This is a genomic window from Legionella gratiana (genome assembly GCF_001467695.1).
GTDB lineage: Bacteria > Pseudomonadota > Gammaproteobacteria > Legionellales > Legionellaceae > Legionella > Legionella gratiana.
In genome coordinates this window covers 1-17,098 of sequence record NZ_LNYE01000009.1, presented here as the reverse complement: position 1 = coordinate 17,098, position 17,098 = coordinate 1, and the positions used below count along the sequence as shown (strand labels likewise).

The following is a 17,098-nucleotide window of genomic DNA, read 5'->3' as shown; positions in this document are numbered from 1 at the left end:
AGTTATGAAAAACATCATTCTATTATTATGTGGACTTATGGGATCACAGCTATGCCATGCTCTTTCAGGTCAAGCCTACATGGATCGATTTAATACCTATCTCTCCTTTAGTCAAAATATTCCTGCTACACCTAACAGTACATTCCTCGAGTTTATTAGTGGAGATGGGGCTCTTTCAAGCAAATTACGGGACAAATGGCTTTATGAATTGGCAAAGAATAAAGACTGGACTAATTTCAATCAATATTACCGGCCATCTCAGGATCTTAATCTTGTATGTTATGACCAGATTGCAAAATATAATTTAGGAATGCACGATGAGGTTTTAAAAGAGTCGATTCCTTTGTGGCTAACTGGAAGCTCAAGGCCACCATCATGCGATAGCTTATTTAACTTATTGTTGAAAAACAACAACTTAGATCAAAACTTAATTACAAAGCGTTTTGACCTAGCATTAGACCAACGTAACATACAGTTAGCTCGCTATTTGTTAAAACAGTACAAAATAGCTCATGGGACAGAAATTCAAGCCTTAAATGCTGTGATCCAGAATCCAGCTAACGTGAGTAAACTTAATCCAGGAGGATTAAACAGTACCATTTATCTTTATGGTCTGAAGCACATGGTTTCAACAAATATGGATCAAGCACTTAAATTATGGCAACAAAATAAAACCCAAAAGATGCTTAACCAAGAGCAGCAGCAAGCGTTTTTAGCCCATGTAGCACTTTATAAAGCAATGCGAAATCATGAAGACACATTACAATGGTTTGCTAAAGTAAAGCCGCAATATTACAATGATACCTTGCTGGATTGGCAAATACGCTACGCATTAAAACATAAAAATTGGGCTCAAGTCACACTCTTAATTAATGATTCAAAAAATAAAGAGGAACCTTGTTGGCAATATTGGCTTGCTCGCTCCTTAGAAGAGCAAGGTAAGATAGCGGAAGCACGCGCCGTTTATGAGCCTTTAGCTAAGAACAGACAATATTATGGATTTCTAGCCAGTTTACGTCTTGATAAAACACCAAGCTTTAGCAATGAAGCACCAACAACAAACTTAGAGGTTTTAAAGCCTTATCAATCCTTTATCGATCAAATCCAAACACTCTACTTAACCAAACAAAATCTGCAAGCATCTCGGTTACTCAATGATTTTATTAGTGAGTTACCTAAAGATGAGGCAAGCGCTTTGGTTTATTGGATTGATAGTAAACTGCAATGGCATGGCAAATCAGTTTATCTCAGTAATAACGAAACCCTCAATAACCAGCTTTCATTAAGATTTCCCCTTGCCTACAAAGACAGTATCTCTCTTTATTCTAAAAAATATACGGTTGAACCCGAATTTATTTATGCCATTATCCGCCAAGAAAGCGGATTTAGAGATGATGCAACTTCTTCAGCTGGCGCTCGTGGTTTAATGCAAGTCATGCCCTACACTGCACGAGTAGTCTCAAAGGCAGATAAGATTCCTTATAATGATCAAAGGCAGTTATTTTTACCCCAGAAAAATATCAATATAGGGGTTGCCTATTTAAAACAACTTGCGAAACGATTCGGTAATCATCCTATCCTTATTGCCGCAGCTTATAATGCTGGCCCAAAACAAGTAGTTTATTGGTTAAAAACACATCCCCCTAAAGAAATCGATGTATGGATAGAAACGTTACCCTGGCAAGAAACACGCAATTATTTAAAAAACATTATGGCTTTTTATGTAGTTTATCAATATCGTTTAGGGGAAAAACCTAGCTTAAATCATTTTCTAGAATCTTTATAAAACGGTTTGAAATAAAAAATCACTTTATTTATATCGAACTGGTTTTATTTAGAACTGGAGCCCGTATAAATGCTACGCATTTTACGGGATAACGTTCGTTTAGCGACATAAAAGGCATTTCTATGCCTTTTATATCGAACTCACGTTAAGTTAAAGATCTTTGGGCTTTTTCATCCGCAACATATCCCTGGTCATTGTTACTTTTTGCACTAAGTGTCCTAGATACCTCTGACATAGATGGTGCAAAAAAACCAAATTGATTAGAACTCGTTAGATTAGGAGGATCAATCTCCTTCAACAAAAACGCCCTTAGTTTGGGATGCTTACCATCCTTGTTTATTTTGATCACATCGTCCCATGGCTTCTTCTCGCATTGTGAAAAAATATATTCTACAATACTTCCCGCATCGGCTTCAGCTGCTTCGGGCGCCATATATTTCACTTTGCGGTCATAACAAGACGAAAAATACTTAAACATTTCAAGATCATCGCGTTTCAGGATGATATTTAATAAAGCATTAATACACTCCGATGAGTTTGTTGCAAGCTGTTTCAGTTGTTTTTTTTGCTCCTCATTTAGTGAATTATCAGCTGCATGTGCAATAAGGTTAAGCTCATCCATAAACGTTACAAAATCTTTTTTACTTGCATGGTTGATGTAAGCTCTTTTTTCTGAATATAACGCAGACAATTCTCTTAGCTTCGTCCAATCCCATTGATGATGATAATATCCATAAAAATGATTTTGTAATGCTTTTTTCAAATAATCAATGGCATCAGGGACTCTATCTACATGCTTCAAGACCTCGATTGCACCTGCTAGCACATCCTTACTATTTCCCAAACTAGATGCACACTTCATTACTGTAAGGTATTCACTCTGCTTAGTGACGTCATCAAGACAGCTTCGAAGTATAGGACGAGTACGAGCCATATCTTCAAGTCGTTCTATTGATTTTACTTTCCAATCAGCGGTATGCGCCAAGAGCCAGGTCAATGTTCTTTCTTTTTCACGGTCTGCTGCCATGAATAAGGCACTTTTATACTCTAAGTGCTCTTTAGCTGGATGAAAGATCGTTACATTTTTATACTCTGTAGTAGTTCCTACAATTTCCATATTTGAATTATAGTCGTCCACTTCTTTTTCATAAGTTGTTATATAATTATGCTCCGACTCCCAATTATAATTTTTAGGTTCCCAGATACATTTCAATCGTTCTACTAGCATTGCTAGTAACTCAAGATTGTCTTTTTGAACAGCTGCATGCACTAAGTCTAATTGTTGCTCTGTAGATAATTTACTCTTACCCTCGGCTACTAAAAATCGTTCCAGGTAAGCTATATAAGGCTCATTTAATTTCAATCCATCTTTAGTCAAGATCGATTTTATATTAGCCACATCGGGAAGCAGGGGATCTTGCAACATCGAAGTTTTTTTTCCGAACATCCAAAGAGATAATTTCTCGGTTGGAGTGTGTAGCCGATCAATCAGTACCTGCATTATATCCGTATGCTGAAGACTGGCCGCCAAAATCAAACCATACTCTTTTAAAGCCAAAGAACATTGACTACTATACTGTTGGACAAATGACACATTATTTGACTTAATTGCCTCTATCAAAGCATACGCATCACGACCGTGTATTTGGTCAAATTTTTTAATTTTGAGTTGACTAATTTCAGGAAAATACTTTTGAGTTAAATCATTTAGATTCACTAAGTTAGCTAGCTTATCTATGACAAGGTCACGAGATTTTTTTGTACATTGGGACAGACAAGACAAATACTCTACATCATTTCTTGCATTGCAAATCAAATCATCGAACGTGGGAATAACTGGAGTGTATTTTTCAACAATCCCCTCTTTAGTAATCACGTTTTTAACCGTATCTTCATGCTCAATTTTTTCACCTTGCATCCATTGCTCAAATTTATGCAATGACAATCCATGCTCTATTTTAAGTGATGCCAGCGTTTTTGTTCGCTTAAATGCGGCAGCAAAAATAGGCAGAAACTCTTTCAGTTCACCCAAGTTTTCTAGATAATATTTTTTTTCATCCTCGTTTAATTCTCCCCGTTTTAATGTTTTGAAAACAGCAATTAAATTATTTTTTATTGCTATAGATATTTCCATAATAAATACCTTATTTTTTGTAAATTAAGCTCCATCCCCATTGGCTTAAAAAGACGTCCCTGTCCGCCCAGTAATTTTTTTTTACAAATGATTACCAAGAGTTAGATTAAATATCAAACCTTAACAAATACTTAAGCAAAAATGAGTATTAGTGTGAGGCTATATTCATTTTAGGAATATGTTCTTTAGGTTATTGAGGGTTATCCAGCCAAAAGTATTGAGCTTCTTCACCCAAAATAACAGGCATCTGATGATGCAGCACTAGCTCCTTAGGTGAATTCAAATTCCTTGAGCGCGAGGGAGTTCATATATATTTTAGCAACGTCTCTAAAGTTTTACGGCTCAAAATGTTCTATAATTATACAATAGAACTTAAAGGAATACTGATTTTTGTATGCCTTAAGGAAAATTTTATGATAAAGATGATTATCTCTTGTAGCCTATTTGTGATAATACCGCCTCTAACAAGCTGCGTGTCTACAGCTACTGTAGTCGGCACATCATATGTTCCCATTCATTACACTTATGCCCCGGGATATAATCCGCCTCAAGTTTTGTATCCAGACGTCCCTACTGATATAGACACTTACAAATCAGTTGTTATTATTCATAAGTAATATTTATAAACTTATTCCATAATTTCCGGCAGACTATATTTCCTTCCTTTATTCTGTTCATGCAGCCAGTGGACTAGCGGTTGAAAGTACTCTGACATAGCTTTGGCACTCAGCTCATCACTGGTTGATTCTTTAAGCACTTGTCTCCAGTCTTTAGAAGCACCATGGCGCATAATATGTATTAGAAAGTCTCCTATAGCTTTCTGGCCAAAATAATTGGTCGCATGAATGTCTTGGTGCAGGATATTCTTAGCTATATGGTTATGCAGCTGATATAAGAGAGCATAAGACAATGCATAATCATAGTATTGGGCGGGATCATTGTTGATATGTGTTTTAGTAGCTGCATCGCAATATTCTTCACCTCTGGTAAATGGCGGTTCAATTCCTTGGTATTTCTTAGCAAGCTCCCACCACTTCGCATTGAACTGATCAGGAGCTAAGTTATCAACATACATGGCTTTTTCAAAATGGCTCATCGTGCCCGCAGAGAAAAAAATAAACACGACAGAATTGAGCGCTTCTTTAAGAAGCGTATGCATATTATCTATTCCTACAGAAGCATCGATCAATCCGCGCTCTACTAAATAAGGCCTCTGCAGAGCAGCATGTCCCATCATGGTACCAATAGCTTCATGATAGGCACGATTTGCTCCTTTTCGTAACAGTGGCGGAACATTTTTGTTAGTATAGGTAAGGTAGTAATAGATATGACCTAATTCATGGTGAGCTGTCCTGAACGATTTAACATTAGACTCTAAGCTCATCAAGACACGTATATCTTGATCAAGATCCATGTGCCAAGCAGATGCGTGATTATTCTTCTTAATCGATGAATTGGAAGGATAGGGATAAGGATTTGACTTTTTCCAAAACGTTTCCGGTAGTTTAGGATATCCAAGGCTTACATACAGGCTCTCTGCTGACTTCATAATCCAAGCTGGGGATTTGTTTTTAAGGATATCATCAAGATTAATGCCTTTTACCTTCAATATAGAACTCCAGTCCTGCCCCCAGCGGTTTGGCAACCAATGTGCGGGCAGATACTCAGGAACGCTGCTTACACCATATCGCTTAGCTAGTTCATAACGCACCCAGGTATGCAGCTCACGGTATAGAGGATAAAGTTCCTTCATGAAACGCTCCATAGTTTGCATCATTTCATCAGTGCTCATATGGTAGCTGTTTACCTGATAAGTGAAAAAATCAGGGTAGCCTAACGATTGTACTATTTGATTTCTTAAATTGCGTAAATTGATAAGTCCTGCTTTAAGAGTAGGTCCAACTTGTTTGCTTGCATCCCATGCGGACAAACGCTTATTAAGGATGATTTCTTTTTTAAGAATATAATCTATGTCATGAATGCCTATCTTCTTGCCATCCAGTATATATTGATATCCATATAACTTATATATTTGTTCAACCTCAGCTTTTATTCTTTTTTTCACAAGATCAGCTACCTCTTGAGAGCTATTAGCAGCAGAATAGAGGATAAGCTCCAATTGCTTTACTTGTATCTTTGTTAGCTTATATGGAGGGGCGAGGTATTTACGGGCGCTTTTAATATTATCTTTACTACCGATATATACAGCTAGAGCTTCATCAGCTTTCCGCGCGATCATAGCATTTGTAACATCATCCGGTTTTATCTCAATATTCGCTTTCCATCGTGCCTTTTGAGCATTCGTATAACGCAGTACATACTGCTTGGTGTAGCTGTCAATAAAGTTCTGCGCCTCTACCACACCTCTATTGGGGATATTGTCACTATGGCAAGATAGAAGCAAGTATGCTGAAATCAGCAAACTTGTAAAATAATGTTTCATAGGAGCGATCCTTTTATAAATTACCCTATCTAAATAACGCTCTAAATAAAAACAGTTCGATAAAAAATTACTTACTTTTGTTATCGCTCAGTATTTTGCATGAAACGCAATAACACATGATTTGTGCGTATAGAAGACTCCCGCAATGCATCACTCGGACTTATAAATCCAGCAAACATTGCCTCGAGTAGTTCATCGTTAATACTACGAATTTGGTTTTGTGGACCGAAGCGGCATAGTGATTTGTTGTGTATTTCTCCTTCTAAATCAGTCTTTGCCATAAGCAAAGTAGGATGATGACTGCTTTGTAGAATACTCGCATAGAGACCTTGCAAACCAATAGGAAGATATCCTGTATGCTCATGCCATCGTCTTTGTGTTTCTGGTTTTACTATAAAAGCAAAGAATTGCGCAATTCCTTGATATTGTTCCTTTGTTTGCCCTGATACCGCCCATAGTGCAGCTCCTCCTGCAACATTTGCATACCTTGTTTTACTCACTTGAGTATCCAAAGGCATACTTGCAATACCAAGATGGAAAGGAACTAAAGCAGATAAGCTATTGTAAGCACCGGAAGACTGACTAAACAAAGGACAAACTCCACTGGTGAATAAAATAGTAGCATCATCGACTCTCCCTGCGTAGCGAAAATAGTGACGAGAATGCCAACGTTTTAAGCGTTCAAAATGACGTACTAATTGTGGTGTAGCAAAAACAGCACGAACAGGGTTATTTTGAGTTAAGGGTAATCCATGAATCGCTAAGAAAGACTCAAAAAGTACCCAGCCCGGATAAGCCGTTGTATAGGTACACTCATAACCCGCTTTTTTTAACTTTTTAGCCAATACCTCCATTTCATGCCAAGTACGTGGAAAATTCGCTTGCGTATAACCTACCTTAGCAAGAATATCCAAGTTGTAATACAAAGTCGCAACGGAAAGATTAAAAGGCAAAGCCATCAACTGTCCATTTTTGCTATAAAACTCACGAACAGAGGGTATAAAATCTTCTTTAGGTAAACGGACTCCTTGTTCTCGCATGAGTTCATCCACGGGCTTAATGACACCCTTAGGTGAAAGCATAAGTTCAGTGCCCACTTCAAATATTTGTACTATTGCAGGAGGATGATGTGCTCTGAATGCTGCGGCAAAACTGGTTAAAGTTTCAACATAATTTCCTTTATATACGGTTTTAATCAAGTATTTGCTTTGACTTTGATTAAACTCTTGAGCAAGTGCTTGGACTTCTTCGCCTAAATGTCCTGCCATTCCATGCCAAAATACCAGCTCGACTCGTTCTGCTTGCGCTGGAAAAGTGCACAGTAAAGCGACTAAGCAATTAAAAATAATGAGGTATCTACAGTAATGATGAATTATTTTTTTCATACTAATAAGTCAGGATAATCACTAAAAACCGCATCCACCCCCCAATCAAATAATTTATGCGCTAAACGTTTGCGATTTACTGTATAGGCACAAAGCACATAACCTTCTGCTTTAATTTCCTTAACTCGCTCTTTAGTTAAAACTCTGCGATTAAAATGAATGGAAAAACATGCTAATTGTTTTGCTTTTTGTGACCATTGTTCATCCCAAACATGGAGAAGTAAACCTAAGGGCATCTCTGGTGCAATACTTCGACATAATACCAAAGCATCCCAAGAAAAACTGGAAACTAAAGGTAAATTTTTTTCATGTGGCCAGTAGCGATTAATATGACTCATTACCGCTACTGCTGTTTGCTCTTCTGCACCAGGATAGGGTTTAATCTCAATATTGGCTTGCACATTTGCAACAGATAACCAATCTAAAACCTCTTTAAAATGAGGAATACGTTCTCCTTTAAATCGCCGTGAAAACCAAGAGCCAGCATCCAAGGAGCGTAAATAATTTGAATCAACGATACCTACATCCCCTCGTCCATTTGTCGTTCTTTTTAAATTGTCGTCGTGAATGACAAAAGGTTCACCATCAGAACTGCACATCACATCAAATTCAATGAAATGACATCCTAAAGCTAATGCTTTATCAAATGCTGCGATGGTATTTTCAGGGGCATAAGCAGAAGCGCCCCTATGCCCAATAATTTTTTCTACAGCAAACAAATTAATTCTCCCTCATTATTTCCGATTTGATGCAACTTCAACAATGACGGTTAAAATTAATTCATTGCTTACCGTCAACGCTGGTGCAGCAGGTACAGCTGCAGCTATCATCGTATTCATCTCTTTAGCTTGGTAAGGTCTTGGCTGAGGAGGAGGATTATTTCCATCAACAAAAACCAAATTACTTACGCTATAATTTTGGTTTGGATAGGCCTTATTAATGCGATCAAGCTCATCATTTACTTGTTGATACAAGCGCTGCCTAATTTGAGTTAAAACAACCTGTGTTTCATCAAAACTTGGTTTGAAATCAACACTGGAGATTTCATACTGAGCACCAGGCGAGCTTACCGTTTTGGCGTTTTGATAAATATCTGTCAACACTTCTTGGCTTACTCGTGCTTGTGCTTGTACATAAAGCTTTTCAAGCCCAGAACTGTCCTGTGAACGATCAAATTGAATGAGATGCCAATCTCCTTTAGCAATTTTATTTAATCGCTCCATAATATCAGCACGAGCTTTTACTAGATCCGCACTGGATAACGTTACATTAATAGTTACTCCAAGCAATGCAGTTTGCGTTGTCACCCATTGTTTTGCGGAAAGTTGGAAATCAATTTTATCAAGAACTAATTGTGGTTGTGGCGGTGGCGGTGGCAAAACATTTCCCGCAACAGCAAACGGCGTAACTACCATAAAAGCCAGCACTCGAATTATCTGACGCATGACACGCTCCAAATTGATAAATAATCGAATAAGTGTATATCAGCAAACCCTAAGATACCAAATTATTAAACGGTACCATTGATTTAATTAAAAAATAGGAATATAACTTCTGCAAGTATTTCAATCGGAGCGAAACATGATGTCTGTGGACAATATATCTAATAGTAACCAAACAATAGCCGATGATGATTTTCTTGATTATGCGCTCTCTCATGGATTTGGCGATTTACATTTTAAAGTAGATCCTGAAACTGGGATGAAAGCCATAATAGCCATACACAACACCAAATTAGGTCCTGCGTTGGGAGGATGTCGCTTTATTGAGTATCCCAATACACAGGCAGCCCTTAAAGATGCCATGCGTCTTGCTCGTGGAATGAGTTTCAAAGCCGCATCTGTGAATCTGCCTTTAGGAGGTGGTAAGTCGGTTATCATAAAACCCAGAGAGCCCTTCGATCGTATCCAATACATGCATCAATTCGGTAAATTCGTTCAAGAATTAAACGGTCGTTACATTACCGCCCTCGATAGTGGAACTGAATTAAAAGACATGGACATCATTGCAGAACATACTCCTTATGTTGCTAGTTTATCCAAATACGATGGTGATCCGTCTCCGTCCACTGCCCGAGGAATTCTACGTGGTATTCAAGCAGCTGTTGCTTTTAAATTAGGGAAAGACAATCTAAACGGAATTCATGTAACTGTTCAAGGTTTAGGCCATGTTGGATTTTTGCTGTGTAAACATTTACATGAGCTAGGTGCCAAACTAACTGTTGCAGATGTTTCCCCGGCTGCAGTTGAACGTGCAGTGACTCAATTTGGAGCAAAACCTGTAAGCACTGATCAAATTCACAAAGTTCCCTGTGACGTTTTTGCCCCTTGTGCATTGGGTGCAGTTATTAATGACCTTACAATTCCTCAACTGCAAACTACAATTATTGCAGGTGCAGCAAATAATCAATTAGCACATACTTACCATGGTAAAAAGTTACATGATAAAAACATTTTATTTGCGGTAGACTATGTAATCAATGCAGGAGGATTAATTTTTGCTGCATCTAAATATCTTCATAACCCAGAAGAAAAAATTAATGAACAAATTGATGCAATATATAATCATTTAATGGAAATTTTTGCTCGATCTGCCAAAGAAAATTTACCCACTAACGAAATAGCAGATCATTTGGCTCAAGAGAAACTCTCTTAAAAGTAAAAGGATCACATGAAGCATATTAGCCTGACTCCCGAATTATACACTTACATGCTGGATAAATCTTTGCGTGAGCATCCGTCTTTAACGGCATTACGCAAAGAAACATCCACAATGGAGTTGGCTAATATGCAAATTCCCCCAGAGCAAGCTCAATTTTTTCAATTGCTTTTACGTTTAATTCATGCAAAAAATATCTTAGAATTAGGGACATTTACAGGCTATAGTGCCTTAGCCATGTCATTGATGTTACCTGACGATGGAAAACTCATTACCTGCGACATCAATACTACATGGACGAGCAAAGCACATCCTTTCTGGAAAGAAGCACAACAGGACCATAAAATTGAATTACGACTTGGTCGTGCTCTTGATACTTTGCATGAATTAATTCACGAAGGCTGGCAGCAAAAATTTGATTTTATTTTTATTGATGCTGATAAAACCAATTACGTAAATTACTATGAGATGGCATTAAAACTGATTCAACCACAGGGATTAATCGCTATAGATAATATATTCTGGGATGGTAAAGTAATTGATGAAAACGAAACTGGTGGGCAAACTAGAGAAATAAGAAAACTCAATGAATTAATTAAAAATGATCAACGAGTGTTTATTAGTCTGTTGCCTATAGCTGACGGATTATTATTAATACAACCAAACCATACGTAAGCACTACGTTTGATGCAGTAGAATAGAATTGCATCTGTTCAGGTAATGACTTAAGGAAAAGATGAGATTTCGACGGACTCTCAGTTTCGAAAGAGCGTCGCCCTCCGCGAAAGCGGAGGGTGGCGATTGCCTAGAGGCGAAGATTCGTCCTTAAGTTGACGGCATTAGGTGAATACTTAATGACGTCAACTTAAGGGAAAGATGAGGTTTCGAGGAACTCACGGTTTCGAAAGAGCGTCGCCCTCCGCGAAAGCGGAGGGTCTAAATAACTTGCTAAACAGTAAGCGCTTTGTTTCTAGAACAATGGTGCTTTTATAGTAAGGCTTTTGATTGAGCCCCCGCTTTCGCGGAGGGTGACGATTTGCCTAAAGGCGAAGATTGTCCTTAAGTTGACGCCATTAGGTGAGCGCTTACGAATAATTTTAAAGGAGTAATAGATAATGCAAATAAACAATAACCCTTGCGGATTAGATGGTTTTGCTTTCTTAGAATTTTCAGGCCCTGATAAAACACGTCTACACCAACAATTTATTGACATGGGTTTTAAAGCTACTGCCAACCACAAAAGCCAAGATATTACTTTGTTTCAACAGGGTGAAATTCAATTCATAGTCAATGCAGCATCTAATTGCCAAGCAGAAACCCATGCTAAGACTCATGGCCCTGGAGCTTGTGCAATGGGATTTAGAGTTAAAAATGCCAAAGCAGCATTGGAGCACGCCCTCAAAAATGGAGCTGCAGCATTTGAGGATTGTGAGCATGCTCATCATGGCTTACCAGCCATTCAAGCGATCGGTGGAAGTGTAATTTATTTTGTTGATGAACAACATCAGCCCTTCTCTACTCAATGGGAGCATCAATCCAATCAAAAAGTAGCAGGTAATGGTTTAGTGAAGATCGATCATCTAACCCATAATGTATTTCGTGGCAATATGGATAAATGGGCTCATTTCTACGAATCGATTTTCAACTTCCAAGAAATTCGCTATTTTAACATTAAAGGCAAGATGACTGGATTGTTGAGCCGCGCTTTAGGCAGTCCTTGTGGAAAAATTAAAATTCCATTAAATGAATCCAAAGATGATTTGTCACAAATTGAAGAGTTTTTGCATGAATATAAAGGTGAAGGTATCCAACATATCGCGTTAACTACCAACAATATTTATCATACTGTTCATACTTTAAGAAAACAAGGCGTGAAATTCCTCGATGTCCCTGATACTTATTATGAAATGTTGCATGATCGTCTTCCTTGGCATCAAGAGTCCGTCGATCAGCTGAATGAAGAAAAAATACTGATTGATGGAGAGCATGATCCGAAACATGGTTTACTACTGCAAATCTTCACTGAAAATATCTTTGGCCCTGTATTTTTTGAAATTATCCAACGTAAAGGAAATCAAGGTTTTGGAGAAGGTAACTTCCAAGCGTTATTTGAAGCGATTGAAAGAGACCAAATCAAACGCGGTACATTGAAAGAAACATCTACTTAGAAATATCAAATGTAGCCTGGGTGGGGGCCTACCAAATCTAGGCATTTGATGCCTGTAAAATGGACTATAACGAGCACTAGCTATTCCTAATGACCGTAGTCACTAGGCTGATAATGAGGATCTTATGAAACTTGCGAGTTTAAAATCGACATCATCTCGAGATGGGCAACTATGTGTAGTCAATCAGTCATTAACTGCAGCAATCACTGTTCCGCAAATTGCACCTAACTTACAATATGCACTCGATCATTGGCACACAGTAGAAGCAAAGTTGCGAGAACTATATCAGCAACTTAATGAAGGGCAAATAGAAAATACTTTTGATTTTAATCCGCAAGAATGTACATCCCCCCTGCCTCGTGCCTATCAGTGGGCAGATGGCAGTGCTTATGTTAATCATGTCGAACTGGTTCGCAAAGCCCGCGGTGCGGAGCTTCCCGCTGATTTTTGGACTGATCCACTCATGTATCAGGGTGGTGCTGATTCCTTTCTAGGTCCAAGAGATCCTATTTTGGTAGCAGACGAAGCATTTGGTATTGATTTCGAAGCGGAAGTTGCAGTTATTACTGATGACGTACCGATGGGTATCAACCATAAAGAAGCAGGACAGCATATTAAATTATTGATGTTAGTCAATGACGTATCATTACGCAATTTAATCCCCAATGAGCTTGCGAAAGGCTTTGGCTTTTTTCAATCTAAACCTTCCAGTAGTTTTTCTCCCGTTGCGATTACTCCTGATGAATTAGGTTCTGATTGGGATGGGCAGCGCGTGCATCTCCCTTTACTAAGTCATTTAAATGGACAGCTATTTGGTCAACCCAATGCCGGTGTGGATATGACGTTTTCCTTTCCAGAGTTGATTCAACACGCTGCAAAAACGAGGAAGTTAAGTGCGGGCACCATAATTGGTTCAGGTACTGTATCAAATTTAGATCGCAGTAAAGGATCCTCATGCATTGCAGAACGAAGGATGCTGGAAATCATAGAGCAAGGGAAAGCAAAAACTCCTTTTATGAGCTTTGGAGATAGGATTCGAATTGAAATGTTGAACCAACAAAGAAATAATCTTTTTGGTGCAATAGATCAAATTGTGGAAAAATATAAACCATGAAACTTTATGACTATTATCGTTCAACTGCGTGCTATCGTGTACGAATTGCACTCAATGTGAAAAATATTGACTACGAAAAAATGAATGTTCATTTAGTCAATAATGGAGGAGAGCAACATAGTCTTGAATATCGAAAAATAAACCCTCAAGGTTTGGTTCCCAGTTTAGAAATCGATGGGCATGTTCTAAGCCAATCATTAGCGATTATCGATTATCTCAATGAAGCTTATCCTACCCCCCCTTTATTACCCCAGAACGCTAGAGATAGAGCTATGATTCGATCTTTAGCTTTAATTGTTGCCTGTGATATGCATCCTCTAAATAATTTAAGAGTATTAAATCAATTAAAGCATCAGTTTAAACCTAGTGACACTCAAATAACAGAATGGTACCACCATTGGCTTAAAGTTGGATTCGATGCCTTCGAAACTACATTACAAAGTCTCCCTCGCCAAGAGCCCTTTTGCTTTGGCAGTACAGTTTCTCTAGCAGATCTTTGTCTTATCCCTCAAGTATATAATGCACATCGGTTTCACTTCGCAATGGATGATTATCCTCTTATAAATGAAATTAACACGCATTGCTTAACACTCGAAGCATTTCAAAAAGCGAGCCCTGAGACTTCATAAAATACTATCAATATTTAGAACCAAGCTTTACTTAGTTCTACAGTAACAACCCCTGAAGGAGTTTTTTCAAGAATGCTCCAAGTAGCTCTACATCGTTGTAAATGCCCGACTAAGTAATTCTTTTTACCGCACTTATAACGCACCGGCATCTTGTCATAAATTTTACCTGGATTGATTGCTTGACAATATTCGCCATTCGTTAATTCTATTGCCCAAGGATAAGTATGCGACATATCCAAGGTCTTATTCTGCTCATTATTCAAAGGTAGCTTTACCATGATTTGCACACTGTCTCCTACCCAAGGAGATTGAGGGCATAAAGCTGTAGTTCTATTGGGACCTGCTTTAACAAAGCATGGATCATAAGTTTTACCCTCAGCCATGCAACGCCATGCGTCTTCACGTACAATTAATTGCGATTGAGAATAACATTCTCCTCTAAGCGAACTTTTTATTTTCGGAACAGCTTGATTCTCCGCATCACCATAAGGTCTGTATAATTTTAAAATCGTATCATTCGCGGCAACCCCAAAAGAATAAAAAAACAAAAATAGGTATAATATCTTTTGCAACATAATACGTCCTCAATAGGGTCTTCTGTTAATACTTTTACTATTTAACTTAGAAAAAGCATTTTGACTTAACGAATTGTAAAATAAACCTTGATATTTACGCTTAACCCTTGCTTTTATAGCTCATAAAAACCAGAAAATACATTCGTTTTTATCAAGATAGTAGAAATGCCAATAGGCCCAGTGTATCATCTCATTTTTAGTAAAAGGTATCTATACTTCGCAGGGTCATAAATCGCGATTTTGGCACCATCTAACCACGCTGTGCTTGCAAATTTTTCTATTAAGTAATGCAAATACACTTGTGCTTTTTCTAAATCAAAACATACAGGCTAAAGTCGTAGTTTATGAGTGAGCGAAGTATATCTATAATTAGGAGTTAAAAAATGACCGAAGTTTTTACCATAAGACAATGTTTGGATGGTGAAATCAGCGTTGATGAACACGTTACAGTTAGAGGCTGGGTAAAAACCCGGCGTGATTCAAAAGCAGGCCTATCTTTTATCAGTGTACATGATGGCTCCTGTTTTTCTCCCATTCAAGTCGTAGCCACCGATAGTTTAACGAACTATCAAAATGAAGTGACTAAACTTACTGCCGGATGCTCATTAATTGTCTCAGGTAAGTTAGTCGCCTCCCAAGGAAAAGGGCAAACTTTTGAAATTCAAGCAGCACATATCACGGTTGTTGGCTGGGTAGAAAATCCTGATACTTACCCTATCCAAGCAAAACGCCATACACTTGAATTTCTACGTGAAGTAGCCCATTTACGCCCGCGCACTAATACAATTAGCGCGGTTACACGAATTCGCCATTGTTTATCCCAAGCCATACATCGTTTTTTCCACGAACAAGGCTTTTTTTGGATACATACACCCATTATTACCTCAAGCGATTGCGAAGGTGCCGGAGAGATGTTTCGGGTATCTACTTTAGACCTGCTTAATGTGCCTAAAACCGAACACGGTCAAATTGACTTTAGCAAGGATTTCTTTGGTAAAGAAACATTCCTTACCGTTTCTGGGCAATTAAATGTAGAAGCCTATTGTCTGGCCATGTCCAAGGTTTACACCTTTGGCCCAACTTTCCGCGCAGAAAATTCAAACACCAGTCGTCATTTAGCCGAATTTTGGATGGTGGAACCTGAGATTGCGTTTGCGGCATTACCCGATATTTGCGAATTAAGTCAATCCATGTTGCGTTATTTATGCAAAGCGGTTCTCGAAGAGCGTGCGGATGATATGGACTTTTTCAATCAATTTGTTGCGCCTGGATGTATTGAGCGTATGGAGCATCTTGTTGAATCTGATTTTGAAATTATGACTTATACTGATGCCATTAAAATTTTGGAAAAAAGCGAACAACCTTTTGATTTTCCAGTCAGCTGGGGGCTCGATTTACAATCGGAACATGAGCGTTATCTGTCAGAGACACATTGCAAAAAACCAGTCATATTGACTAATTATCCACAAGAAATCAAAGGTTTCTATATGCGTCTTAATGACGATGGAAAAACAGTTGCTGCCTTGGATGTCCTAGCACCCGGAATTGGTGAAATCATTGGTGGAAGTCAACGTGAGGAACGTTTAGACATTTTAGACAGACGCATCGAGGAATGTAATCTAAATAAAGAAAGTTATCAATGGTACAGAGATTTGCGTCGCTATGGTACCGTGCCACACGCAGGTTTTGGCTTAGGCCTTGAGCGTTTAGTAAGCTATGTTACAGGATTAGCAAACGTACGTGATGTCATTGCTTTCCCACGCACCCCAGGACATGCTGATTACTAAGCACAACTTGAATGGAAAGGATGAGGTTCGGATCAACTCTAAGTTTTCGAAAGAACATCACCCTTCGCGAAAGCGGAGGGTCTAAATAACGTGCCAAACAGTAAGCGCTTTGTTTCAAGTTCTTTGAATCTGTAGAATGTTGTGTGCTTTATACCAAGACTTTGATTGAAACCCTCCCGCTTACCTGAATCTTCTACACATCTTGTCTATCGCAAATAAAACAGGATCCAATTATTCCTTTTGCAGAAGGAGACGGTATTGAGAGCATCGTCACCCTCTGCGTAAGCAGGGAGTCTCGTAAGCGTATGATTGCAAAGTGAAGTTTAGAGCAAAGCTTTGTTACTTTTAGACCTTCCGCTTTTGCGGAAGGTGACGTTTGAGCTGAATCGTCTACACATCTTGTCTATCGCAAATAAAAC

Annotated in this window: 13 protein-coding genes; 7 read left to right on the top strand and 6 right to left on the bottom strand. The window is 38.4% G+C overall.

The features are described 5' to 3' along the window. The first annotated feature begins 4 nt into the window (after positions 1-4). Positions 5-1,786 (top strand): lytic transglycosylase domain-containing protein, encoded by a 1,782-nt coding sequence (locus Lgra_RS03940; protein ID WP_058497990.1) that lies wholly within the window; start codon positions 5-7, stop codon positions 1,784-1,786. A 145-nt stretch (positions 1,787-1,931) separates the two neighbouring features. Here Lgra_RS03940 and Lgra_RS03935 read toward each other — a convergent pair whose 3' ends face one another. From Lgra_RS03935 to Lgra_RS03915, 5 genes are all read right to left on the bottom strand, one after another. Next, positions 1,932-3,920 (bottom strand): hypothetical protein, encoded by a 1,989-nt coding sequence (locus tag Lgra_RS03935; protein ID WP_058497989.1) that lies wholly within the window; start codon positions 3,918-3,920, stop codon positions 1,932-1,934. A gap of 628 nt (positions 3,921-4,548) precedes the next feature. Beyond that, on the bottom strand, positions 4,549-6,363 hold the full coding sequence (locus Lgra_RS03930; RefSeq protein ID WP_058497988.1) for a M2 family metallopeptidase: 1,815 nt from the start codon (positions 6,361-6,363) through the stop codon (positions 4,549-4,551). Positions 6,364-6,443: 80 nt separating this feature from the next. Next, the gene (locus Lgra_RS03925) at positions 6,444-7,748 is read right to left on the bottom strand and encodes an extracellular solute-binding protein (RefSeq protein ID WP_058497987.1); all 1,305 of its coding nucleotides are present in this window, start codon (positions 7,746-7,748) and stop codon (positions 6,444-6,446) included. After that, complete coding sequence (gene ugpQ / locus Lgra_RS03920) at positions 7,745-8,467, bottom strand: glycerophosphodiester phosphodiesterase (protein ID WP_058497986.1); 723 nt, start codon at positions 8,465-8,467, stop codon at positions 7,745-7,747. The genes Lgra_RS03925 and ugpQ overlap by 4 nt, the downstream gene beginning before the upstream one ends. Positions 8,468-8,482: 15 nt before the next feature. Further along, positions 8,483-9,193 carry a hypothetical protein gene (locus Lgra_RS03915; protein ID WP_058497985.1) on the bottom strand — a complete coding sequence of 237 codons (711 nt, stop codon included), beginning with the start codon at positions 9,191-9,193 and terminating at the stop codon, positions 8,483-8,485. Positions 9,194-9,329: 136 nt separating this feature from the next. Here Lgra_RS03915 and Lgra_RS03910 point away from each other — a divergent pair, with 136 nt between their 5' ends. From Lgra_RS03910 to maiA, 5 genes are all read left to right on the top strand, one after another. Continuing rightward, complete coding sequence (locus Lgra_RS03910; RefSeq protein WP_058497984.1) at positions 9,330-10,403, top strand: Leu/Phe/Val dehydrogenase; 1,074 nt, start codon at positions 9,330-9,332, stop codon at positions 10,401-10,403. Positions 10,404-10,418: 15 nt separating this feature from the next. Then, entirely contained in the window at positions 10,419-11,081 is a 663-nt protein-coding gene (locus tag Lgra_RS03905) for a class I SAM-dependent methyltransferase (RefSeq protein WP_058497983.1), read from the top strand. Positions 11,082-11,521: 440 nt separating this feature from the next. Beyond that, the gene (gene hppD, locus Lgra_RS03900; RefSeq protein WP_058497982.1) at positions 11,522-12,574 is read left to right on the top strand and encodes a 4-hydroxyphenylpyruvate dioxygenase; all 1,053 of its coding nucleotides are present in this window, start codon (positions 11,522-11,524) and stop codon (positions 12,572-12,574) included. A 124-nt stretch (positions 12,575-12,698) separates the two neighbouring features. Continuing rightward, complete coding sequence (locus tag Lgra_RS03895) at positions 12,699-13,688, top strand: fumarylacetoacetate hydrolase family protein (RefSeq protein WP_058497981.1); 990 nt, start codon at positions 12,699-12,701, stop codon at positions 13,686-13,688. Further along, positions 13,685-14,317, top strand: coding sequence for a maleylacetoacetate isomerase (gene maiA / locus Lgra_RS03890; RefSeq protein WP_058497980.1), 633 nt, complete (start codon positions 13,685-13,687; stop codon positions 14,315-14,317). Before Lgra_RS03895 ends, maiA begins: the two co-directional genes overlap by 4 nt. Positions 14,318-14,331: 14 nt before the next feature. On the opposite strand, the gene Lgra_RS03885 is transcribed toward maiA, so the two are convergent. After that, positions 14,332-14,892, bottom strand: coding sequence for a hypothetical protein (locus Lgra_RS03885; RefSeq protein WP_058497979.1), 561 nt, complete (start codon positions 14,890-14,892; stop codon positions 14,332-14,334). 383 nt (positions 14,893-15,275) lie between these two features. Between Lgra_RS03885 and asnS the strand changes: the two genes are divergently transcribed. Continuing rightward, positions 15,276-16,679, top strand: a complete 1,404-nt coding sequence (asnS, locus tag Lgra_RS03880; RefSeq protein ID WP_058497978.1) for an asparagine--tRNA ligase — start codon at positions 15,276-15,278, stop codon at positions 16,677-16,679. The last annotated feature ends 419 nt before the right edge of the window (positions 16,680-17,098 follow it).